This window comes from Azospirillum sp., from assembly GCF_050789165.1.
Genome location: NZ_JBOZRT010000039.1, coordinates 56,701 through 77,973, shown reverse-complemented (window position 1 = coordinate 77,973; position 21,273 = coordinate 56,701). Strand labels below are relative to the sequence as shown.

The 21,273-nt window shown below is 70.8% G+C and carries 20 protein-coding genes; 8 read left to right on the top strand and 12 right to left on the bottom strand.

The annotated features are described in order from the left end of the window. Positions 1-300: 300 nt before the first annotated feature. Both ACRWK7_RS08970 and ACRWK7_RS08965 read right to left on the bottom strand, forming a co-directional pair. Positions 301-1,137, bottom strand: coding sequence for a metallophosphoesterase family protein (locus ACRWK7_RS08970; protein ID WP_431855866.1), 837 nt, complete (start codon positions 1,135-1,137; stop codon positions 301-303). A gap of 50 nt (positions 1,138-1,187) precedes the next feature. Then, positions 1,188-1,709: a DUF488 family protein gene (locus tag ACRWK7_RS08965; RefSeq protein WP_431855865.1), complete on the bottom strand. Its 522-nt coding sequence runs from the start codon at positions 1,707-1,709 to the stop codon at positions 1,188-1,190. A 143-nt stretch (positions 1,710-1,852) separates the two neighbouring features. Between ACRWK7_RS08965 and ACRWK7_RS08960 the strand changes: the two genes are divergently transcribed. Continuing rightward, positions 1,853-3,250, top strand: a complete 1,398-nt coding sequence (locus tag ACRWK7_RS08960; protein ID WP_431855864.1) for a methyl-accepting chemotaxis protein — start codon at positions 1,853-1,855, stop codon at positions 3,248-3,250. Between the two features lie 128 nt (positions 3,251-3,378). On the opposite strand, the gene ACRWK7_RS08955 is transcribed toward ACRWK7_RS08960, so the two are convergent. The 3 genes from ACRWK7_RS08955 to ACRWK7_RS08945 are packed head-to-tail and all read right to left on the bottom strand — an operon-like array spanning position 3,379 to position 5,233. Next, entirely contained in the window at positions 3,379-3,924 is a 546-nt protein-coding gene (locus tag ACRWK7_RS08955) for a hypothetical protein (protein ID WP_431855863.1), read from the bottom strand. Next, the gene (locus ACRWK7_RS08950; RefSeq protein WP_431855862.1) at positions 3,921-4,526 is read right to left on the bottom strand and encodes a hypothetical protein; all 606 of its coding nucleotides are present in this window, start codon (positions 4,524-4,526) and stop codon (positions 3,921-3,923) included. The genes ACRWK7_RS08955 and ACRWK7_RS08950 overlap by 4 nt, the downstream gene beginning before the upstream one ends. Beyond that, positions 4,523-5,233, bottom strand: a complete 711-nt coding sequence (locus ACRWK7_RS08945) for a hypothetical protein (protein ID WP_431855861.1) — start codon at positions 5,231-5,233, stop codon at positions 4,523-4,525. The genes ACRWK7_RS08950 and ACRWK7_RS08945 overlap by 4 nt, the downstream gene beginning before the upstream one ends. 190 nt (positions 5,234-5,423) lie before the next feature. On the opposite strand from ACRWK7_RS08945, the gene ACRWK7_RS08940 reads away from it, so the two are divergent. The 4 genes from ACRWK7_RS08940 to ACRWK7_RS08925 are packed head-to-tail and all read left to right on the top strand — an operon-like array spanning position 5,424 to position 9,243. Further along, positions 5,424-7,193 carry an ATP-binding response regulator gene (locus ACRWK7_RS08940; protein ID WP_431855860.1) on the top strand — a complete coding sequence of 590 codons (1,770 nt, stop codon included), beginning with the start codon at positions 5,424-5,426 and terminating at the stop codon, positions 7,191-7,193. 56 nt (positions 7,194-7,249) lie between these two features. Next, positions 7,250-7,810 carry a SiaB family protein kinase gene (locus tag ACRWK7_RS08935; protein ID WP_431855859.1) on the top strand — a complete coding sequence of 187 codons (561 nt, stop codon included), beginning with the start codon at positions 7,250-7,252 and terminating at the stop codon, positions 7,808-7,810. Between the two features lies 1 nt (position 7,811). After that, complete coding sequence (locus ACRWK7_RS08930; protein WP_431855858.1) at positions 7,812-8,210, top strand: DUF1987 domain-containing protein; 399 nt, start codon at positions 7,812-7,814, stop codon at positions 8,208-8,210. A 13-nt stretch (positions 8,211-8,223) separates the two neighbouring features. Beyond that, a complete protein-coding gene (locus ACRWK7_RS08925) occupies positions 8,224-9,243 on the top strand; it encodes a sensor histidine kinase (protein WP_431855857.1) in 1,020 nt (339 codons plus the stop codon). A 3-nt stretch (positions 9,244-9,246) separates the two neighbouring features. Here ACRWK7_RS08925 and ACRWK7_RS08920 read toward each other — a convergent pair whose 3' ends face one another. The 3 genes from ACRWK7_RS08920 to ACRWK7_RS08910 form a co-directional block, all read right to left on the bottom strand. Next, the gene (locus tag ACRWK7_RS08920; protein ID WP_431855856.1) at positions 9,247-9,966 is read right to left on the bottom strand and encodes a response regulator transcription factor; all 720 of its coding nucleotides are present in this window, start codon (positions 9,964-9,966) and stop codon (positions 9,247-9,249) included. Between the two features lie 92 nt (positions 9,967-10,058). Further along, positions 10,059-12,161, bottom strand: a complete 2,103-nt coding sequence (locus ACRWK7_RS08915) for a SpoIIE family protein phosphatase (protein ID WP_431855855.1) — start codon at positions 12,159-12,161, stop codon at positions 10,059-10,061. Between the two features lie 97 nt (positions 12,162-12,258). Beyond that, entirely contained in the window at positions 12,259-13,050 is a 792-nt protein-coding gene (locus ACRWK7_RS08910) for a sensor histidine kinase (RefSeq protein ID WP_431855854.1), read from the bottom strand. Positions 13,051-13,320: 270 nt separating this feature from the next. Between ACRWK7_RS08910 and fbaA the strand changes: the two genes are divergently transcribed. The 3 genes from fbaA (at position 13,321) to ACRWK7_RS08895 (ending at position 16,541) form a co-directional block, all read left to right on the top strand. Then, the gene (gene fbaA / locus ACRWK7_RS08905) at positions 13,321-14,415 is read left to right on the top strand and encodes a class II fructose-bisphosphate aldolase (RefSeq protein WP_431855853.1); all 1,095 of its coding nucleotides are present in this window, start codon (positions 13,321-13,323) and stop codon (positions 14,413-14,415) included. Between the two features lie 18 nt (positions 14,416-14,433). Beyond that, a complete protein-coding gene (locus tag ACRWK7_RS08900; RefSeq protein ID WP_431855852.1) occupies positions 14,434-15,867 on the top strand; it encodes an MFS transporter in 1,434 nt (477 codons plus the stop codon). A 140-nt stretch (positions 15,868-16,007) separates the two neighbouring features. After that, positions 16,008-16,541 (top strand): hypothetical protein, encoded by a 534-nt coding sequence (locus ACRWK7_RS08895; RefSeq protein ID WP_431855851.1) that lies wholly within the window; start codon positions 16,008-16,010, stop codon positions 16,539-16,541. Between the two features lie 160 nt (positions 16,542-16,701). Here ACRWK7_RS08895 and ligD read toward each other — a convergent pair whose 3' ends face one another. From ligD to ACRWK7_RS08875, 4 genes are all read right to left on the bottom strand, one after another. Beyond that, the gene (gene ligD, locus ACRWK7_RS08890) at positions 16,702-17,553 is read right to left on the bottom strand and encodes a non-homologous end-joining DNA ligase (RefSeq protein ID WP_431855850.1); all 852 of its coding nucleotides are present in this window, start codon (positions 17,551-17,553) and stop codon (positions 16,702-16,704) included. A gap of 400 nt (positions 17,554-17,953) precedes the next feature. Beyond that, a complete protein-coding gene (rpoH, locus tag ACRWK7_RS08885) occupies positions 17,954-18,835 on the bottom strand; it encodes an RNA polymerase sigma factor RpoH (protein WP_431855849.1) in 882 nt (293 codons plus the stop codon). A 513-nt stretch (positions 18,836-19,348) separates the two neighbouring features. Then, the gene (gene uxuA, locus ACRWK7_RS08880) at positions 19,349-20,545 is read right to left on the bottom strand and encodes a mannonate dehydratase (protein WP_431855848.1); all 1,197 of its coding nucleotides are present in this window, start codon (positions 20,543-20,545) and stop codon (positions 19,349-19,351) included. Between the two features lie 22 nt (positions 20,546-20,567). After that, positions 20,568-21,263: a FadR/GntR family transcriptional regulator gene (locus ACRWK7_RS08875; RefSeq protein ID WP_431855847.1), complete on the bottom strand. Its 696-nt coding sequence runs from the start codon at positions 21,261-21,263 to the stop codon at positions 20,568-20,570. Between the last annotated feature and the right edge of the window lie 10 nt (positions 21,264-21,273).

Here is a 21,273-nt window from a genome sequence, read left to right as displayed (position 1 = left end):
TCCAGGCAAGCGTTCTATGACCTTGGTCTAATCTCTGCGGCGGGGCGCCGCAGGCGGATGTGCACAGGTTGCCAGGACGTTCGCTTGACTCTTCCCGCCGGCCCCGGCAACCGCGATCCTGCTGCCCTCGCGACGGGCGGCGCTAGGAAAATCAAGGTTTCCGGGGCCGAATGAGGGTGCCTAATTTGTGGGCAGGGGCGTCACGGGCCTGTCATCTCCGGGGTGCCGCGGCGTTGCCCTCAGATTCGCCCACAAGCTTATCCACATTTTCTGGGGATATCCGAAAGAACAGGGTGTCTTCTACCACCTCGGCCCTACGCCGTTGAGACGGCGCACCAGCCCCTCCAACCGCATCCGCTGGACTCCGCGCCACAGCGTGGTGCGCACCGTCCCCGGCAGGAAGTCGAGGCGGCGTCCCAGCCCGGCGCCACGCGTCCGCGCCGCGACCGCCGCCGCGTCGTAGGGGGCGCGGCCCACCTCGATGACGCGCCGCCCGGTGTCCAGCAGCAGGAAGGTGGCGCGCGTCTCCTCGTTGCGCGGCTCGCCGATGGTGCCGGGATTGACAAGGTAGCGGCAGCCGTCGCGCAACGGGAGCTCGTCGCCTTCGCCGGTCAACTCGCGCTCCGTGCCGTCCGCGCCGATCTCATAGACGCCCAGCCGGTGCGTGTGGCCGAAGGCGCAGACCCGCGCGCCGGAGGGGTGCGCCGCCAGCGCGTCGGCGCTCATCCGCCGCCGCTCGGGCGTGTTGAGGCGCAGCAACTCGCAGCCTTCGTCCACGTGCAGGGCGCCGTGCACCGCCACCAGATGGCCGCCGACCGCCGCCTTGAGCGGCAGGGCGCGCAGGAAGGCCAGCGACTCGGCCTCGATCCGCCGCCGGGTCCAGGCGATGGCGCGGATGGCGGTGTTGCTGAAGCCCTCCACCGGGATCTGCCCGGTGACCGCGCGGTCGTGGTTGCCGGCGACGCACAGCGCGCCCGCGTCGCGCAGCAGGGCGATGCACTCCGCCACGTCGGTGTTGTAGCCGACGATGTCGCCCAGGCAGACGACGCGGTCGGCGCCGCGCGCGCGGATCGCGTCCAGCGCGGCGCGCAGCGCCGGGCCGTTGGCGTGGATGTCCGACAGGATCCCGATCTTCATGGTGCCCCACTATCGTCCGGCGGCCGGCGGTCGGCACGGGTGGATCGGGGTTAGCCGCGCGCTCCGTCGGGGAGCACCGGATGGAGGTGCTCGACCGCGAAGCCGAAACGCTCGGCCAGCAGCTGCGCCACGCGCAGGCGGTGGCAGACGTGCGGGTCGGCCTCGACGCACAGCAGGCAGGCGGGCTCCTCGCGGGCGATGGCCGCGGCGCGTTGCAGGTCGGCCTCAGCCTCCGGGGTCTCCATGCGGCGCTCGACGATGGCCCAGAAGCGCTCGTGGTCGTGCATCCGCCCGGCCATGCGGCCCTCGGCCGGGGTGCCCAGGCCCTTGAGGTGGACGTAGCCGATCCCCGCCTCGGCCAGTCCCGCGCGCAGCGGGCTCTTGGAAAAGCCGGCGCGGCGGGACAGCGGCAGCTCGCGCACGTCCAGCAGGGTCCGCACGCCCGCCGCGCGCAGGGCGGCGATCACGGAGTCCTGCGACGCCTTCTCGTATCCGATGGTCCAGATGGTGGGCGTGTCGGTCATGACCCAGAGCTTGGCGCGCGACCCGGCGGTGTCAACGTGTCCCGACACCTGTCCTGCGGCGCAGACACCCTGCGCCCCGGCATCCGGGCGGCCTCGCCGGGATTCCGCGGGTTTGAGGCGAATACCCGAGTGTGGCACATGGTTTGCTCTCCCAACCAAGCAATGAAGAACGCAAAGGGAGGAAGTCACCCATGGACGGTTCGTCGAGCCTCGCCTTGGACCATGTCGGCCGCATCGCCGACGCCGCGGGCGGCGTGTCGGTGGAGATCGCCGAGATCACCGGGCGCATCGAGGACATCTCCGCGCGCATGGACCGCAGCGCCGCGACGCTGGGCGACCTGCACGCGGCGTCCATCGCCATGGCGGCGGCCGGCGGGCGCATCGCCGGCTCGGCCGGCGTGACCGTGCAGGAGGTGCGGCAGGGCCGCGCCGAGGTCGACCGCTCGCAGGGCACGCTGGCGCAGGCGCTGGGCGAGATCCAGGCGCTGGTCGGCACCGTCGGCGACATCGAGAGCGGCCTGGGCGACCTGCGCGAGGCGTTGCAGGCGGTCGGCAAAGTGGCCAAGGCGATCGCCGCCATCGCCAAGCAGACCAACCTGCTGGCGCTCAACGCCACCATCGAGGCCGCGCGGGCGGGGGAGGCCGGGCGCGGCTTCGCCGTGGTGGCCGGCGAGGTGAAGGCGCTGTCGCGCAAGACCGCCGAGGCGACCACCGAGATCGAGGGCACGCTGCGCGTCCTCGACAGCCGGGTGAACGCGCTGCTCGACCACGGGGCGGCGGGAGCGCGCCGCGCCGCCGGCGTGCGCGACGGCGCCGACCGTATCGCCGGGGTGTTCGCCGCGGTCGGCGGCGCCATGGCCCGGATCGACGGCGAGGCGGGGCGAATCGACGCGGACGCCGTGGGCATCCACGACCACTGCCGCGATATGGAAGGCCGGCTGGCGCAGATCGCCGCCGACGTCGCCTCCTCCAGCGAGGACCTCGCCCGCGCCAAGGGGCAGGCGGCGTCGCTGCTGACGCTCGGCGAGGGGTTGATCGAGGCGACCGCGGCCATGGGCATCAAGACGGCGGACACCCTTTTCGTCTGCCGCGCGCAGGACGCCGCCGCCCGCCTGTCCTCCGCGTTCGAGGCGGCGCTGGAGCGCGGCGAGCTGAGCGAGGCCGACCTGTTCGACGAGGATTACCGGCCGATCCCCGGCACCAATCCGGTGCAGTACCGCACGCGCTTCACCGACTTCACCGACCGCGTGGTGCCGCCCATCGCCGAGCCGGCCTTCGCCGCCGACCCGCGCACCGTGTCCTGCGCGCCGGTGGACCGCAACGGCTACCTGCCGACGCACAACGCCAGGTACGCGGCGCCGCAGCGTCCGGGCGACGTCGCCTGGAACACGGCGAACTGCCGCAACCGGCGCCTGTTCAACGACCGCACCGGGCTGGCCTCGGCGCGCACGACGAAGCCGTTCCTGCTGCAGACCTACCGCCGCGACATGGGCGGCGGGCAGTTCGTCACCATCAAGGAGGTCGCCGCGCCGATCCGCGTCCGCGGCCGGCATTGGGGCGCGGTAAGGTTGAACTACCGGCATGCGTGAGGAGGAGGGGGGTGCTCGCATCGGGCCCCCACCCAACCCTCCCCCACTTCGTGGGGGAGCGCCTCATCTCCTTCCCCCGCGAAGTGGGGGAAGGCCGGGATGGGAGCCCGACGCGAGCGCTTTGACGATCACTCCACCAACCGCTTGCGAGTTTTCGGCACGCCCTGGTCAGGCCCGAACAGTGGGCATGGCGTCGCCCCGCGCACTTCGAAGCCGGAGTTGCGGGGGTAGCGCGTCATCACGCGCTCCAGCGCCTCGCCTTGGCCGGACGCGGCGACGATTTGCGTCCGCTCGCCGGTCCAGGGCGCCGGGCCGCCGGGAGCGTCGGAACGGCGCACCACCGTCACCGACCACAGCGAACCAGGGCGCGGTTCCAGCCGGTCGAAGACGTGGAAACGCTCGACCGGCGCCTCGCGCGCGATCTCCAGGGCCTGCTGCGCGGCGCGTACCTCGGTCTGCGCCTGCTCCAGCCGGCCGTCGAGGCCGGCGTGGCGCTGCTCGGCGTCGTTGCGGGCGCGCAGCGCCTCCTGGAGCGCCTGGCCGGCGGTGACCAGCACCGCCTCGTCGGCGGCCAGCGCCCTGCGCGCGGTCTCGAACTGCCGGCGCGCCATCCGGCCGACCACGATGCTGATCACCAGAAGCCCCACGGCGGCGTAGGCGAGGAAGACGCTCATGCGGCCACCAGCGAGGGGTCGGCAATGAAGCCGTCCGGCGTCTTCGGGGCGGTCATGGGCTGGATAGGCGCGGCCCGTTCGGTCACCCGCTCGATGGCGCCGGCCAGCACGCCGGAGCGGGCGGGGAAGGCGCGCAGCAACTGGGCGTGTGCCTGCTCCGGCGTGTCGGCCCAGACGTGGGCGACGTTCTTGCGCTGCCAGATGTCGCGGGAAAAGACGACGTGACGCTGGTCGAGGCGGGCGAAGTCCGGCACCGTGCGCAGCACGCAACGGAACGGCGCCGGGCGGCCGTCCGGCGCGCCGAGGTCGTGCACCAACTCCACCCGGTCGGCCTCGACGGTGCGCAGCAGGGAAGCCAGGCGCTGCACCTCGGCGGCGAAATGCGCCAGTTGCGCCTGCCCGCGCTCAATGGCGGCGTCGATCTGGCCAGCGCGTTCCCGTGCCCGCTCGGTTTCCGAGCGTAGAGCCTCGATGCGTTTCTGCACCAGCGCCCGGCGGGCCGACAGCAGGCCCAGGCGCGACACCTCCATCACCACCATGCCGCCCAGCGCGCCGATTCCCAGCAGCACGAGGAGGATGGCTGGGATGGCTTCGGTGCTCATGCGGTTCCCGCCTGACAGTCCGCGTGCAGCGCGCCGCGCACCGAGGCGAGCAGGTGGTCGTGCTCGCGCTCGCGCCAGTTGGCGGCGTACCACGCCGGCATCGCCTCCAGCACCGCCAGCAGCGTGTCGAGGTCGCGCACGTCCAGCGGCCGCAGCCGCTCCGCCGGCACGCCGGCGAGGCGCGCGCGCTCGGCGTTGGCAGCGTCCAGCATCGTCTCCAGAAGTGGCGGGGTACTGCGCGCCGTGCGTAGCGCGATCACCGAACGGCGGCGCAGCGTTTCCGCCCAGCGCTCCGCCTCCTCCGACTCAAGGATGCGGTCGAGCGGGACGCGGCGGGCGCGCTCGGACACCCGCTCCTGCACGTCGGCCACCAGTTCCGCCATGTGCGGGGCCAGCACCGACCACCACGCCGCGGCGTCGGTGGCGTTCACCGTGCCGGGCAGCGGGCGGCCGCTGGCCGGGCCGAGGTGGTCGCGCACCAGCACCGGCTCCAGCCACGAGGTCCACAGCCGGCGGGCATGCTCGCGCCGGCCGCCGTTCAGCAGCTCCAGCACCACGGACATCAGACGGGAGGCCAGTTGGCCGTTGCGCGGCGGCGTGCTGGACATGCGGTCGAAGATGCGCAGGACGGTGGGGCGGTCGAGATGGCGCAGCAGTTCCCGCACCGTTTCGACCCGCATGGCCATCAGACTTTCGATGTTTTCCATGGCGTCCGGCCCCGCCCCCCTTTTCTATGGCTTAGCGTAAGGGGTGCAGTGCACCAGGCTCCACCGATCAAATGCGACCGTATGCGTCACGATGTGTCGATACCTAAGCATTCCCGAAAAATCGCCTTTGACCGGATCGGTGTGCAGTGCTTCCCTGCTGTCACGGACGTGGTGCGCGGAGCGGCGGCGGATGGCCATCGAGGATCCCCTGTTTTTCGACGACGAGGTGGCCGATCTCGCGGTGTCCGGGCGGCCGGCGGCGCCGCCGTGGCCGGTGCTGGTCGTCGATGACGATCCTCAGGTGCACCAGATGACGTCGGTCCTGCTGCGCGACTTCGAGTTCGACGGGCGGCCGTTCGAGATGGTGAAGGCGCTGTCGGCGGCCGACGCCCGCGCCGTGCTGGCCGAGCGGCCGGACATCCCGGTGGCGCTGCTCGACGTGGTGATGGAGACCGACGACGCCGGTCTGCAACTGGTGCGCCACATCCGCGAGGAGCTGGGCAACGCCCGCATGCGCATCATCCTGCGCACCGGCCAGCCCGGACAGGCGCCCGAGCGCGACGTGGTGGTCGCCTACGACGTCAACGACTACAAGGCCAAGAGCGAGCTGACGGCGCAGAAGCTGTTCACCGCGCTGGTCGGCGCGCTGCGCTCCTGGCGCGACATCGTCACCATCGAGCGGCACCGCCAGGGGCTGGAGCGCATCGTCAACGCCACGCCGCCGCTGTTCGAGACGCGTTCGATGCGCACGCTGGTCGAGCGGCTGGTCGAGCAGCTCGGCCGGGTGGTCGACAACGCCGGCGGCTCGGTGGTCGCGTGCCGGCCGGCCGAGCGCGGCGACGGACTGCGGGTGCTGACCGTGGTCGCCGGCAGCGGGCGCGGCGCCGCCGCTATCGGCCAGCCGGCCGAGGTCGCCCTGCCGCCGGACCTCGCCGCCGCGGTGGCCGAGGCCTTCGCGACGGAGCGCAGCGTTTTCGGGGCTGAGCGCTGCGTGCTGATGTTCCGCACGTTGGAGCACGGCGCCACCGCCTTCGTCCTGGAGCGGCCGGAGCCCTACGGCGAGGACGACCACCGGCTGCTGGAGCTGTTCTGCGCCCGCGTCGCCATCGGCTTCGACAACGTCTGCCTCTACGAGGACCTGCTGGCGCTGAACCGCTCGCTGGAGCAGCGCGTGACCGAGCGGACGGCCGAGCTGGCCGCCAACCAGAAGGCGCTGCTCGCCGCCAAGGAGCGGGTGGAGCGCGCGCTGGAACGCGAACTGGAGGCCAAGGCGCAGCAGCGTCAGTTCCTCACCATGGTGTCGCACGAGTTCCGCACGCCGCTGGCGGTGATCGACAGCGCCGCGCAGCTGCTGGCGTTGCGGGTCGAGAGCGGGGAGACGGCGCGGCTGGAGCGGCTGGGCGTCATCCGCACCGCCGTGCAGCGGCTGACCGGGCTGATCGACTCCTATCTGACCGACGAGCGGCTGCAGGCCGGCAACCTGACTCTGGACCGCCGGCCGGTGGACCTCGCCGCCCTCGTCCAGACCACCGCGGCGATGCACCGCGCCGCGCATCCGGAAAGCACCATCACGCTGGACGTGGCGGAGCTGCCGGGATCGGTGTCGGGGGACGCGGACCTTCTCGGCCTCGTGCTGGCCAACCTGATCGGCAACGCGGTCAAGTATTCGGACGGAACGGCGCAGGTGACCATCCGCGGCCGGCGCGACGGCCCGCTGGCGGTGCTGGAGGTCGGCGACCGCGGCTGCGGCATCCCGGCCAACGAGGTCGGGCGCGTCTTCGACCGCTTCTTCCGCGGCAGCAACACCGGCGGACATCCGGGCACCGGCATCGGACTGCACACGGTGCAGCAGATCGTGCAGCTGCATGGCGGCGCCATCACGGTGGAGAGCGCGGTGGGCGAGGGCGCCACCTTCCGCATCCTATTGCCGCTGGAACCGCCGGTGGACGGCCGCCGGTGATGGTGAGATAGTCGGGCGCACACCCGAAAGGGCTATTTGGGAAGAGGTTGTCGGGAATGGCAGCGACGCTCGGTCAGGAATACGCCGCGTTCAAGCGCGAGCTGGATTCCAAGGGCATCATCTTCTCGTTCAGCGGCTATCTGTCGGAGGGGATCCTGTTCTCCCTCGGCGAGGCGCTGCGCGAGAAGATGACGCTGGAGGATGCGGACGGGCCGACGGTGCGCCGTGTCTTCTCGGTGTTCGTCGAGCAGATGCAGAACATCATCCGCTACTCGGCGGAGAAGATCGTCGCCAACGACGGCCGCACCATCGAACTCAGCGCCGGCATGGTCACCATCGGCATGGAGGGCGGGAAGTTCTTCATCGTCTGCGGCAACACCGTGCGCAACGCCGACGTGCCGCGGCTGCGCGAGCGGCTGGACTTCCTGAAGGGCCTCGATAAGGACGGCATCAAGGCGCACTACCGCGAGCAGCTGCGCGAGGCGCCGGACGAGGGCAGCCGCGGCGCCACCATCGGCCTGATCGAGATCGCCCGACGCGCCAGCGAGCCGATCGAGTACGACTTTGCCGCCATCGACACCGACAAGACCTTCTTCTGCCTCAAGGTTCGCATCTGACATGGCCACGGAACGGCTGACCATCCCGGCGACCCCGCGGACGCCCGAGATCGACTTCGACTTTGCCTCCGGCCGGCTGGCGCTGCGCGGCGAATCCTATCCCGACGACGTGGCGACGCTTTTCGGCCCGGTGGTCGCGGCGCTGCGCGAGCATCTGGCCGAGCCGTCGGATGCGCCGCTGCACGTCGCCATCGAGCTGGTCTACTTCAACAGCTCCAGCGCCAAGGTGCTGATGACCATCTTCCAGCTGCTGGAGGAGGCGGCGCGCCAGGGCCGTCCGGTCACCGTCGATTGGTACTGCGACCCCGACGACGAGACGATGCGCGAGTTCGGCGAGGACTTCTCGGAGGACCTCGAGCACGTGACCTTCAGCCTGCGCGAGGCGGCGGACCGCCAGTGACGGGATTCGGGCCATGAGCTTCAATCTGTTCGATGCCGAGGAGCAGGTCATCGAGCGGGCCCAGGCGCTGGAGGCCCGGCTGGCCGCGCTGGCGCCGGAGGTCGGCGCCGAGCTGGCCGAGCTGGTGGACGGCTTCAAGCGCAGCTACCGCGAGCAGCGCCGGCTGGTGCGGGTGAGCGACCGCCTGCAAGGGCAGCTCGCCGCCGCCAACCAGGAGGCGGAACGCCGCCGCCGCGAGGCCGAGGACGCGCTGGCACGCCTGCGCGAGGCGCAGGATGTGCTGGTGCAGCAGGAGAAGCTCGCCTCGCTGGGTGCCCTGGTGGCCGGCGTGGCGCACGAGATCAACACGCCGGTCGGCATCGCCGTCTCCTGCGCCTCGCACCTGTCCGATGCCACGGCGCGCCTCTCCGCGATGGTGGAGAAGGGGGAGCTGGGGCGCGGCGACTTCAACCGCTACCTCGCCACCGCCACCGACACCACGGCGCTGATCCTGGCAAACTGCGAGCGCGCGGCGCAGCTCATCAACAGCTTCAAGCAGGTGGCGGTCGATCGGGCGAGCGCCGAGCGCCGCACCTTCGACCTGCGGGCCTACGTGCAGGAGACGCTGCTCAGCCTGCAGCCCAACCTGAAGCGCGGCAACCACACGGTGACGGTGGACTGCCCGCCGGACCTGATGGTCGAGGGCTATCCGGGCGCCCTGTCGCAGATCCTCACCAATCTGGTGATGAACTCGCTGACGCACGGCTACGGCGACGGGCGGGTTGGCCGGCTGCGCATCGCGGTGGCGCAGCCCGACCCGGACACGGTGTGCCTGACCTACGCCGACGACGGCACCGGCATCCCGCCCGAGAACCTGCCGCACGTCTTCGAGCCGTTCTTCACCACGCGGCGCGGCGAGGGCGGCAGCGGGCTCGGCCTGCACATCGTGCACAACCTGACGGTCGGCCCGCTGAAGGGCTCCATCACGGTGGAAAGCCCGCCGGGGCAGGGGGCGGCGTTCACGCTGACGTTCCCGAGGGTGGTGCCAGAGTAATCCCTACACCGTCCTTACCGGCGCCGAGAACACGTACCCCACGCCATGCTCGGACTTGAGCGGCGGGGTCTCGCCGATGGCCTTTTCCAGCTTGTTGCGCAGGCGGCGGACCACCGTATCGATGGTGCGGTCCTGCGGGTCCCAGCGGCGGTTGTAGAGCGCCAGCGAGATCTGGTCGCGCGACACCGGCTGGCGGGCCTGGGCGGCCAGCAGGGAGGCCAGCTTCATTTCGGTGCTGGTCAGCGACACGCGCACGCCGCCGGGGCTGGTCAGCGACCAGTCGGTGGCATGCAGCGTCCAGTGCTCCTCGTCGGCGGCGGGCGGGGCGGTGGAGACCGGAGCGTGCGCCGGCGCCGATTCCAGGCGGCGCAGCAACGACTTCACCTGGGCCTCCAACTCGCGCATCTCGATCGGTTTCACCATGTAGGCGTCGGCGCCGATCTCCAGCCCGACCACGCGGTCCACCGTCGAGCCGCGCGCCGTCACCATGATGACGCCGATGCCCGGCGTCTCGCGCAGCCGGGCCGCGATGGTGAAGCCGTCCTCACCCGGCAGGTTGACGTCGAGGATGGCGACGGAAACCGGCTTGGCGGCCAGGATGTCGTTCAGCTCGCGGCCTGTCTTGGCGCCGACGGCGTCGAAACCGCAACCGCGCAGGTACTCCACAAGGTCGCGGCGCAGCGAGGCCTCGTCCTCCACCACGGCTATCACCGCCGACGCCATGCTTTCCGTGCTCCTGCCAATACGTCACCGTTTGTAACACGATAGTAGAGGCATCCCAACGTGTGCGCTACGGGATTATGTGGTGCGGCAACTCAGGCGGGCACGGCGGCGGCTTGCTGCGTCTCGGCGGGGGCTTCCGCCGGCCCCAGCCTCGGCACGAAGCCGATGAAGGTCTGGTCGTCGCGCCGCGACTCTTCGCCGCGGTACTCGGCCAGGGCATCCAGCAATTGCTGCACCTGCGCTTGCATCGGCAGGTGCGCGCCGGCGCGCAGCAGATCCTGCACGCGGCGCCGGCCGAACAGCCGGCGCGTTGGGCCGCCGATCTGGTCGGTGATGCCGTCGGTCATCAAGTAAAAGCGCATACCGGGGGCGAGGTCGAGATCGTGGCGCTGGAACTCGAAATCCGGGCGCGACTCGCGGTAACCCAGGCTGTGCCGGTCGCCCTTGATCAGGTGCAGTTCCTGCCCGTCGTCGTAGAACAGCGGCATGTTGGCGCCGGCGAAGGACAGGCGGCGGGCGGCGGGGTCGAGGACGACGATGGCGGCGTCCAGCCCGTCGTTCGAGGTCGCCTCGGGCCGGTCCTGGCGCAGTGCGCCGCGCACCAGCGTGTTGAGCGCGGTCAGGATGACGGCCGGATCGTCGTGCCCGTGGTCATGGTCCTGCCCATGGTCCTGAAGGATGCGCGCCAGCGCCGAGGCGGCGATGGCGGTCATGAAGGCGCCGGGCACGCCGTGGCCGGTGCAGTCCATCACCGCGATGACGCAGCGTCCGCCCTGCGCGCCGATCCAGTAATAATCGCCGCCCACCGCGTCGAGCGGCTGCCACGCCACCGCCAGATCCTCCAGCAGGCCGCCGTGCGCGTCCACATCGGGCAGCAGCGACTGCTGGATGCGCTGGGCGTAGCGCATGCCTTCGCGGATCGAGGCGTTGGCCGAGGCCAGCTGGGCGTAGGCGTGCTCGGCCTCGTCCTTGGCGGCGCGCAGCGCGGTCTCGCGCCGGCCGACCTCGTCGACGAAATAGCCGAAGGCGCGGCCCATGTCGGCGATCTCGTCCTGGCCGTCGGCGGGGATCGGCACCGCCTGCCCCTCGGCGTTCGCCACCATGCAGTGCTGCAGCCCGATCAGGCGGCCGATCACCCGGCGGCGCAGGAACAGGAAGATCACCGCGGCACCGGCCACCGCCGCCGCCGCAATGGCGAACAGGCCGTTGTAGGTGGTGGCGATGAACGCGGTGAACTCGGTCCGCTCGGAGGCGATCTCGGCTTCCAGGGCGGCATACTGGCGGGAGACGCTGGCGATGAAGCGGTCCAGATCATCCTTGCTGGCGCTCAGCACGGCGGCGACCTGATCGGTCACCTCGATCTGGCGCAGGCGTAGCGTGAAGACGCTGGTCGGCCCCTCGGCCCGGCCGCTCAACTGGTCGATCAGCGACACATAGCCGTCGGCGACGGCGCCCGGCAGTTCCTGAGAGTCCTGATGGGCGCGGTCGATCAGGCGCCGCACCTCCTCCAGCATGGGGGCGAGCTGGCCGGGGTAGCGGACGCTGACGACGCGCAGCATGATGTTCACCGCGCGCGCCATATCGTCGGTCATGCGGCGGATGACGTCGCCGTTGCGCACCTGCGCCTCGAGCGCCACGGTGTCGCCCTGGCTGGCGTTGATCTCGGACAGCGCGGTGATGACCTCGGCCAGCCGGCTCTGCATCCGGCGCGAGTCCTGCGCCTGCCGGTCGAGGTCGTCCATGGCGCGGGCCAGCGCGGCGTCGGCATCCTGCCGGTCGGCGACCAGGGTCGCCAGCCGGTTCAGGCTGTCCTGCAGATGCGTGCGCATGGCGGTGAGGCCGGCCACCACGGTGGGATCGGCGCCCGATGCGATGAGGTTCGCCGCCGCGGCGTCGAGGAGGCGGAACTGGTCGCGGGTGTTGGCGACCTGCTGCGCCAGGTCGCGGCGGTCGGCGGCGGCGACCAGGCGTGGGGCGGACGAGGCGACGCTGTGGCTCTGCTGCGTCAGCTTGGCCATGGCGACCAGCTGGCCGAAGCGGTTCAGCGCGATGCGGTCGAAGCCGTCGCGGAACGCCTGCGTGCCGTACAACGCCACCGAGGCCGCCAGGATGGTGAGGACCGTCAGCCCGACCAGACCGGCGGTCAGCCGGGCGGCGACACCAAACCGCAGGCGCGGTGTTCCCGTGCGGGGCATGTCCATCCCTTCCGACAATCCAGGCTCATCAGCATCCCGATCTCTTTTACGCGATGCAAACGGAATTGCGCAGGGACAAACCGAGGAAGGATGCGCCTCAGAGCGCGCCGCAGGGGATGGAGACGGTGACCGAGGTGCCGCCGCGCCCGCCGAAGCGCACCCGCGCGCCGAGCTGCTCGGCCAGCCGGCGGACCAGCGTCAGCCCGGTGCCGCCGGCACCCCGGCGGCCGGGCGCCGGAGCGGAGCCGACGCCATCGTCCTTCACCCGCAGCAGCAGCCGGTCGGCGCGGCGCCGCAGGGTCAGGTCGACGCAGCCCTTGTTGCGCCCGGTGAAGGCGTACTTCAGGGCGTTGGTCAGCAGTTCGTTGACGATGAGGGCGAGGGTGACCGCCGCCCCGGCCTCCACCGGCACCGGCTGCGCGGCGATGCGCACTTCGATGCCACGCTCCCCCGCGCCCATGGAGAAGGCGACGGCGCCGCCAAGGCGCTGCAGCAGCGCGCCGAGGTCGAGCACCGCGTCCTCGCTGCGCCCTTGCAGGGCCTGATGCACCAGCGCCACCGCCGACAGCCGCTCCTGCGTCAGCTGCAGGACTTCGCGCGCCTGCGGGTCGCGGATGTCGGCCAGTTCGATGGCGACCAGCGAGGCGATGGTGGCGAAGGCGTTCTTGGCGCGGTGGTTGGTCTCGCGCAGCAGCAGCTCGGCGCGGCCCAGCTCGGCCTCCAGCGCGGCGACGCGGGCGCGCAGCGCGGCGGCGTCGGACCCGTCGCCGTCGCCGGTGTTCCCGGCGGCGGCGCAGGCCAGCGCCCAGGCCGACCCGGCGGTGCCCGCCGGCGCCGCGGAGGGCAGCGGGAAGGGAGCGACGGCGCGCCGGAGAAGGTCTCGCCACATGGTCGTATTCCTCTCGTGTTTTCGCCCATGGTGCACCCCTATCGAAAGGGGTAGGTGTGAGATGGCTGTGGCCGGGCGGGGGCAGAATTGGGACATCGCCCCGGAGTGGAGCCAGAGAGGCTCACCCGGGTGGACGAAACGTCTCACCCGATCGGTTCGGTTGCGCAAATGCGCGCGGTGGGGCAACGTCGCGCCCCAAACGCTGTTGGGCTAGCCGTCGGCTGGCCCTTGGCCGAACCCCAACCGACAAGAGTGAAAGGCGGAGAACGCATGAGCACGACCACGGCCCCCACCCGGAGCACGCTGAAACCCGGCGTCGTCACCGGCGAGGATTACCGCACCCTCCTGGCGGCCTGCCGCGACGGCGGCTACGCCCTGCCGGCGGTCAACGTGATCGGCACCAGCACCATCAACGCCGTGCTGGAGTCCGCGGCCCGCAACAAGTCCGACGTCATCATCCAGCTGTCCAGCGGCGGCGCGCAGTTCTACGCCGGCCAGGGCATGAAGGACTCCGCGCAGGCGCGCGTCCTGGGCGCCGTCTCGGCCGCCCGCCACGTGGATCTGCTGGCGAAGGAGTACGGCGTGTGCGTCGTCATGCACACCGACCACGCCGCCAAGAAGCTGATTCCCTGGGTCGAGGGCATGATCGCCCACTCGGAGGAGGAGTTCCGCCGCACCGGCAAGCCGCTGTTCAGCTCGCACATGCTGGACCTGTCGGAGGAGCCGCTGGAGGAGAACCTGGCGGAGTGCGCCCGCATCCTCAAGCGCCTCGCCCCGATGGGCATGAGCCTGGAGATCGAGCTGGGCGTCACCGGCGGCGAGGAGGACGGCGTCGGCTCGGAAGACCTGAGCGCCGACAATGCCCACCTCTACACCCAGCCGGAGGACGTGCTGCGCGCCTATGAGGTGCTCTCCTCCATCGGCCACTTCTCGGTGGCGGCGTCGTTCGGCAACGTGCACGGCGTCTACGCGCCGGGCAACGTCAAGCTGCGCCCGGAGATCCTGAAGAACTCGCAGGACCTCGTGGCGAAGACGCACGGCGGCGGCGAGAAGCCGCTGGCCCTGGTGTTCCACGGCGGCTCCGGCTCCGAGAAGGAGAAGATCGAGGAGGCGGTGCGCTACGGCGTGTTCAAGATGAACATCGACACCGACACGCAGTTCGCCTTCGCCTCGGCCATCGGCAACTTCGTCTTCGCCAATGAGAAGGCGTTCAAGCACCAGATCGATCCGGACACCGGCAAGCCCTACAAGAAGGTCTACGACCCGCGCGTCTGGCTGCGCGAGGGCGAGAAGGGCATCGCCACCCGCCTGGACGAGGCCTTCGCCGACCTGGGCGCCACCGGCAAGTCGCTGGCGGCCTCGTAAACGGAGGACGGGGGCCGGGTGATCCACAACACCGACATCCCCCACCGGCTGGACCGGCTCCCCTGGAGCCGGTTCCACTGGCTGGTGGTGGTGGCGCTGGGCATCACCTGGATCCTCGACGGGCTGGAGGTCACGCTCGCCGGCTCGCTGGCCGGGGCGCTGAAGGACAGCCCGACCTTGCGCTTCACCGACGCCGACATCGGCGACATGGGCAGCGCCTACATCCTGGGCGCGGTGATCGGCGCCCTGCTGTTCGGCTGGCTGACCGACCGCTGGGGGCGCAAGAAGCTCTTCTACATCACGCTGGCGGTCTACGCGGTCTCCACGCTGGCCAGCGCCTTCGCCTGGGATTACTGGAGCTTCGCGGCGTTCCGCTTTCTCACCGGGGCGGGCATCGGCGGTGAGTACGCGGCCATCAACTCGGCCATCCAGGAACTGATCCCGGCGCGCTACCGCGGCCGCACCGACCTCGCCATCAACGGCAGCTTCTGGGTTGGTGCGGCGCTGGGTGCGCTCGGCGCCGTGGTGCTGCTGGCGCCCGGGTTCCTCGGGCCCGACGTCGGCTGGCGGATGGCCTTCGGCATCGGCGGGGCGCTGGCGCTGCTCATCATCTTCCTGCGCACCTTCCTGCCGGAGAGCCCGCGCTGGCTGATGGTCAAGGGCCGCATCGGCGAAGCGGAAGCCATCGTCGAGGGCATCGAGGGCCGGGTGCGCGAGTCCACCGGCCGGCCGCTTGCCCCGGTCGAGGGGACGGGTCTCACGCTGGACCTGAGGCGTGACACCTCCATGGTGGCCGTCGCGCGGGTGCTGTTCACCCGGTACAAGCGGCGCTCCTTCCTCGGGCTGTCGCTGATGATCGCGCAGGCGTTCTTCTACAACGCCATCTTCTTCACCAACGTGCTGATCCTGACCAAATTCTACGGCGTGCCGAACAGCGACGTCGGCTGGTACGTGCTGCCCTTCGCGCTGGGCAACTTCACCGGACCGCTGCTGCTTGGGCCGCTGTTCGACACCTGGGGCCGCAAGCCGATGATCGCGGCGACCTACGCGCTGTCGGGGGTGCTGCTGTTCGGCACCGGCTGGCTGTTCCTGCACGGCATGCTGACCGCCACCACGCAGACCGTCGCCTGGAGCGTCATCTTCTTCGTGGCGTCTGCCGCCGCCAGCTCCGCCTACCTGACGGTCAGCGAGAGCTTTCCGCTGGAGGCGCGGGCGACGGCGATCTCGCTGTTCTACGCGCTGGGCACGCTGCTGGGCGGCGTGGCGGCGCCGTGGTTCTTCGGGCGGCTGATCGAGACCGGCGATCGCGGGCAGATCATGATGGGCTACAGCGTCGCCGCGGCGCTGATGGTGATCGCCGCGGGCATCGAGCTGTGGATCGGCGTGCGCGCCGAGCGCCGGCCGCTGGAGAGCGTCGCCACCCCCTTGTGCAGCGTCGCCCCAGCCGAATGAGACGGCGGGCATCGCTTGATGCGCCGTGATCGGCGCCCATATGTCTTTGACAGACCAGCGGATTTCATCCGCCTGACACCGCTCCCACCCCTGTCACCGGCGTTTTGGACCGGGCGCGCCGCCGCGCCGAGGAGGGCGACATGCGACCATCGATGACGTGGCGGTTCGAGACGCCGCGCCGGGTTTTCCTGGAAGGCCGCGGCCGTCGTGTCGAACTGCGCTTCATCGCCAGCGACACGGACGAGGGCTGGGACGTGCTGGTGAACGGCCGCCGCATGGCGCGCTGCCCGGAGCTGTCCGGCGCGCAGGAGCGGGCCATGATGCTGGTGGCCGGCTGCGCCCTCTTCCCCAACGCGGCCGAGCCCGGGACCGAGCTCTGCTACGACGCGCTGCTGCAGCCGATCCTGACCGTGCCGCCGGGTGACGAGGCGGCGCTCGACCGGGCGATCAACGCGGTGGCCGAGGAACTGGCGGTGCTCGGCGCGCTGATGGTGGACCGCGACGAGCGCCCGGCGTACGGCGTGACCGACGAGGAGGCGGTGCTCGGAACGCTCGCCGTCTTCGGCCGGACGCTGCTGCAGCAGGGCGAGTTCGACGACGCCCTGGGCGTGGCCGACCTGATGGAGCGGGTGGAGGAGCACGGGCGGACGAGGCGGGCGCGGCGGGCGGCGTGAATGCCCCCTCCCTAGCCCTCCCCCGCGTTGCGGTGGAGGGAACTCCGCCGTTCTGCCCCCTCTCCCGCGAAGCTCTCGCGCAAGCGAAGCTTGCGCTGACGCGACAGGCGGATCCTCCGGATCCGCCGAGAGCGGGGGAGGGATGGGGTGGGGGCAAGAGTCACCCTGGCAACCGCTGCCGCACCCCGAAGAACCCCTCCCAGGCGTCCCCCCGCGGCGGGTCCGCCAGGGTGCGCCGGTTCACCTGGGGATCCTCGCTCAGCTCGTCCCAGCGCAGGGGCGTCGCCACCGGCGCGCCCGGCCGTGCCCGCGTCGAGTAGGCCGCCACCGCCGTCGCGCCGCGGCTGTTGCGCAGGTGGTCGAGGAAGATCCGCCCCTTGCGCGCCTCCTTCAGCGGGTTGGTGGTGTAGCGGTCCGGTTCCCGCTCGGCCAGCCGCACCGCCACGCCGTGCGCGAAAGCCTTTGCCGTGTCCCAGTCCGCCGCCGGCTCGATGGGCAGCACCACGTGCAGGCCCTTGCCGCCGGTCGTCTTGACGAAGCTGCGCAGGCCCATGCCTTCAAGATCGGTGCGGAGCGCCCGCGCGCCCTCCACCACGCGCGTCCACGGCACGCCCTCGGCCGGGTCGAGGTCGAGGACGATGCGGTCGGGCCGGTCCAGGTCGTCGGCGGTGGCGCCCCAGGGGTGCAGCTCCAGCACGCCGACCTGGACCAGGGCGACGATCCCGGCGAGGTCGTCGACGCCCACCCATTCCTCGTCGCCGCAGCGCAGCCGGCGCACCGCCCTGGGCAGGCCGGGCCAGGGGTGCTTCTGCACGAAGCAGGCGCCCTTGCGGCCGGCCGGGCAGCGCACCAGGGTCAGCGGCCGGTTCGCCACGTGCGGCAGGATGCGGTCGGCCACCGAGACGTAGTAGGCGGCGAGGTCGCGCTTGCTGACGCCCTGCTCCGGCCACAGCACCTTGTCGGGATGGCTGAGGGTGACGCCGGCGATATCGATGGTGTCGGTCTTGGGCACGGGCGGTCTCCAGCTGCTCCAGCGGAAGAACGCCGACGCGCGGCATTCGCTCCCGGTCCGGGTTGAGGGGCGGAACGACGCAACCGCAGCATGGGGCAACGATCTGGCGAAGACGATCTGGTGACCCGGACACGAAGAAGGGCCGCCGGTCAGCCCGGCGGCCCTTCCATTGTCAAACCGCAATCCGCTCGGACCGCGATCGTGCCGAATTCAGAGGAGGTGAACCCCGCCGAAGGCGACAATCCTGGTCGCGGCGACGAACGGCCGCAGATTCGAGCAATGAGACACAGGATCACCTCCTTTCCGTTGTTGAAGCCTGACGCCCTATATGGCCGCTTCGGACGGCCATGCAAGGCGGTGTTTTGCGCGCCGCAGCATTTTTCTTGGCGCGAGCGCGGCTTTACATCGCCCGCTGCGCCGTGGCGGTGACCAGCGCGCGGTGCTGCGCCATCACCGCCTTCTGCACCTTCTCGAACGCGCGGACCTCGAGCTGGCGGACGCGCTCGCGCGACACGTGGAAGCGCTGGCTCAGCTCCTCCAGCGTCACCGGCTCCTCGCTGAGGCGGCGGGCGACGAGGATCTGCCGCTCCCGGTCGTTCAGCGCGTCGAGGCCGAGCTTGAGGAAGCGCACGCGCTGCTGGCGCTCCTCGGACTCGGCCAGCAGCGTCTCCTGGCTGGAGCGCTCGTCCACCAGCATGTCCTGCCACTCGCCGTCGCCGTCCTCGGTCAAGGCGGCGTTGAGCGAGCGGTCGCTGCCCAGGCGGCGGTTCATCTCCACCACCTCGGATTCCGGCACGTCCAGCTCGGTGGCGATGGCGGCGACCGCCTCGGGCGAGAGGTCGCCGCTCTCCAGCTCCTGCATGCGGGCGCGCAGGCGCCGCAGGCTGAAGAACAGCTTCTTCTGCGCCGCAGTGGTGCCGATCTTCACCAGCGACCAGTTGTGCAGCACGTATTCCTGGATCGCCGCGCGCACCCACCACGAGGCGTAGGTGGCGAAGCGGAAGCCCTTGTCGGGGTCGAACTTGCGGGCAGCCGTCATCAACCCCACATTGCCCTCGGCAACGAGGTCGGACAGCGGCAACCCATAGCCCTGGAAACCCTTCGCCATCTTGAACACAAGGCGAAGGTGGCTGCCCACCAGGGCATCCAGCGCCCGCGCGTCCTGATGGTCCCGCCAGCGGGTGGCAAGCTCCTGCTCACGGGCCGGGGTCAGGTACTCGTACTTGCGGGCGTCCTTGAGGTACAGGTTCAGAGGGTCGGCGGATACCAGCGTTTCGGCCAATGCACGTCTCCTGATCCAACATCCGCGGAACGCCCCGTTAAAAATCCGTCCGGGCCGCCATGGCCAGCCGCAGGCCAGAGGGACGAAGCATGGGACTGGAGGGTGGCTCGGGGCCAGCCGTCGTCAATGAAAAAGGGATGTCGGGAAGGACCCTTATGTGGTGTCCGTAGCCCTACAAATCAAGGGGGCGAAAACGCCCTCCTCCGCCTCCGGCGGGGAAGGGTGGGGTGGGGCTACGGTGTCGCCGGGTGGCGGATGGAACACCGTGGAACACTATGGAACAATGTGCGGGGCGTGTTCAGTTCACGGGGGTGCTTTTAAGGTCTCTTGGACTCTTTTCCTAGCATGGATGGCCGGGTCGGGCAAGGATTTCCGGAAGAATGCTCTTCAGCGGATCCCGCCGGCCGCTGTGCCCCCTCTCCCCGAACCCCTCTCCCGCAAGGGGAGAGGGGCTTTCGGGGATAGCCCCTTTCAAGCGATTGCCCTGGGATTTCCGCTGGCCGGGGAGGCCACTTAAACCGGCAGCCCCTTCATGCTGGCCACGGCGGTCATCACGCCGCGGATCTCCGCCAGACCCTTCAGGCGGCCGATGGCGGGGTAGCCGGGGTGGGTCTTCTTGCCGACGTCGTCCAGCAGCTCGTGGCCGTGGTCGGGGCGGAAGGGCAGGCGCCAGCGCGGGTCGCCCGCCTCCTTGCGGCGCTTCTGCTCCTCCAGCATGGTCGTGACCACGGACACCATGTCGACGTCGCCGCCCAGGTGCTCGGCCTCCTGGAAGGAGCCGTCCGGCTCCTTGGCGACGTTGCGCAGGTGGACGAAGTGCACGCGGTCGGCGAAGCGCCTGGCCATCGCCGGCACGTCGTTGTGCACGCCGGCGCCCAGCGAGCCGGTGCAGAAGGTCAGGCCGTTCGCCTCCGACTTCACGGCGTCGAGCAGGTGGGCGAGGTCGTCCTCGGTGCTCACCACGCGCGGCAGGCCGAACAGCGGGCGCGGCGGGTCGTCGGGGTGGATGCCCATGCGGATGCCGACCTCCTCGGCGGTCGGAATCACCTCGCGCAGGAAGTGGGCGAGCCGCTCGCGCAGGCCGGCCGCGTCCATGCCCTTGAAGCGCTCGATCATCCGGCGCAGGCCGGGGATGTCGTAGCGGTCGAAGGCGCCGGGCAGGCCGGCCATGATGTTGGACAGCAGCTGCTTCTTGTCGCTCTCCGACGCCTTGTCGAACCACGCCCTGGCGCGGGCGACCACCTCGGGCCGGTGATCGGCCTCGGCGCCCGGGCGCTCCAGCATGTAGACGTCGAAGGCGGCGTGCTCGAAGGCGTTGAAGCGCAGCGCCGTGCCGCCGCCGGGCAGCGGGGCGCGCAGGTCGGTGCGCGTCCAGTCCAGCACCGGCATGAAGTTGTAGCAGATCATCGTGACGCCGCACTGCGCCAGGTTGCGCATCGACTGGCGGTAGTTGTCGAACAGCGGCGTGAGGTCGCCCTCGCCGATCTTGATGTCCTCGTGGATCGGCAGGCTCTCCACCACGCTCCAGCGCAGGCCGAGGCTCTTGTCGCCCTCGATCATCGCCTTGCGCTTCTCGATCTCCTCCACCGGCCAGACGACGCCGTAGGGGATCTCGTGCAGCGCGTTGACGATGCCGGTGGCGCCCGCCTGCCGGATGTGGTTGAGCTGGATGACGTCGTTCGGGCCGAACCAGCGCCAGGTCTGTTCCATGATGGGGAGTCTCCTTGAAAGGTCAGCCGTTGCTCTCGCCGCACAGCATCACCTCTTCCACCTGGGCGAGGTGGGCGTGCATGGCGTCGCGGGCGGCAACGGGGTCGTGGCGGCGCAGGGCGTCCAGGATGCGGGAGTGGTCGGTGACCATCGAGGGCTCGTAGTCGGTCAGGCCGGTGCGGCGGCGCAGCGTGCCGAACACCGGAGCGGCCATCATGCGCGCCCACAGCTCCTCGATCACCGACACCAGCACCGGGTTGCCGGTGGCCGCGGCGATGCGCACGTGGAACAACCGGTCGGACTGCAAGGTGTCCCGCCCGTCGGCCACCGCCGCCTCGATCATCGCCATGGCCTCGGCGATGCCGGACAGGTCCTCCTCCGTCGCGTTCTCGGCGGCGGCGGCGGCAATCTCGCCCTCGACCATCCGGCGGGCGCGGATCAGGTCGAGGGGGTTCTGCGTCGGGTCGGGCGCCGCCGTGGAATCGTGCGGCGGCTGGACGTAGATGCCGGAGCCGGTGCGCACCTCGACCAGCCCGGCGATCTCCAGCGCCACCATCGCCTCGCGCAGCACCGGGCGGCTGACGCCCAGGCTGCGGGCGAGGTCGCGTTCCGGCGGCAGGCGGTCGCCGGGGGCGAACTCGCCCCGGCGGATCAGGGCGCCGATCTGCTCGGCGACCTGCTGGTAGAGACGCTGGCTCTCGATGGCCTGGAAGGGCATGGGTGGGCTC

Excerpts from the sequence above, each read along its gene's own strand:
- ACRWK7_RS08960 (WP_431855864.1), top strand. The coding sequence starts at position 1,853 with ATGGACGGTTCGTCGAGCCTCGCCTTGGACCATGTCGGCCGCATCGCC.
- ACRWK7_RS08930 (WP_431855858.1), top strand. The coding sequence starts at position 7,812 with ATGGCCACGGAACGGCTGACCATCCCGGCGACCCCGCGGACGCCCGAG.
- ACRWK7_RS08955 (WP_431855863.1), bottom strand. The coding sequence starts at position 3,924 with ATGAGCGTCTTCCTCGCCTACGCCGCCGTGGGGCTTCTGGTGATCAGC.
- ACRWK7_RS08940 (WP_431855860.1), top strand. The coding sequence starts at position 5,424 with ATGGCCATCGAGGATCCCCTGTTTTTCGACGACGAGGTGGCCGATCTC.
- ACRWK7_RS08950 (WP_431855862.1), bottom strand. The coding sequence starts at position 4,526 with ATGAGCACCGAAGCCATCCCAGCCATCCTCCTCGTGCTGCTGGGAATC.
- ACRWK7_RS08920 (WP_431855856.1), bottom strand. The coding sequence starts at position 9,966 with ATGGCGTCGGCGGTGATAGCCGTGGTGGAGGACGAGGCCTCGCTGCGC.
- ACRWK7_RS08935 (WP_431855859.1), top strand. The coding sequence starts at position 7,250 with ATGGCAGCGACGCTCGGTCAGGAATACGCCGCGTTCAAGCGCGAGCTG.
- ACRWK7_RS08970 (WP_431855866.1), bottom strand. The coding sequence starts at position 1,137 with ATGAAGATCGGGATCCTGTCGGACATCCACGCCAACGGCCCGGCGCTG.
- uxuA (WP_431855848.1), bottom strand. The coding sequence starts at position 20,545 with ATGGAACAGACCTGGCGCTGGTTCGGCCCGAACGACGTCATCCAGCTC.
- ACRWK7_RS08895 (WP_431855851.1), top strand. The coding sequence starts at position 16,008 with ATGCGACCATCGATGACGTGGCGGTTCGAGACGCCGCGCCGGGTTTTC.
- ACRWK7_RS08910 (WP_431855854.1), bottom strand. The coding sequence starts at position 13,050 with ATGTGGCGAGACCTTCTCCGGCGCGCCGTCGCTCCCTTCCCGCTGCCC.
- fbaA (WP_431855853.1), top strand. The coding sequence starts at position 13,321 with ATGAGCACGACCACGGCCCCCACCCGGAGCACGCTGAAACCCGGCGTC.
- ACRWK7_RS08915 (WP_431855855.1), bottom strand. The coding sequence starts at position 12,161 with ATGCCCCGCACGGGAACACCGCGCCTGCGGTTTGGTGTCGCCGCCCGG.
- ACRWK7_RS08875 (WP_431855847.1), bottom strand. The coding sequence starts at position 21,263 with ATGCCCTTCCAGGCCATCGAGAGCCAGCGTCTCTACCAGCAGGTCGCC.
- ACRWK7_RS08925 (WP_431855857.1), top strand. The coding sequence starts at position 8,224 with ATGAGCTTCAATCTGTTCGATGCCGAGGAGCAGGTCATCGAGCGGGCC.
- ACRWK7_RS08945 (WP_431855861.1), bottom strand. The coding sequence starts at position 5,233 with ATGGAAAACATCGAAAGTCTGATGGCCATGCGGGTCGAAACGGTGCGG.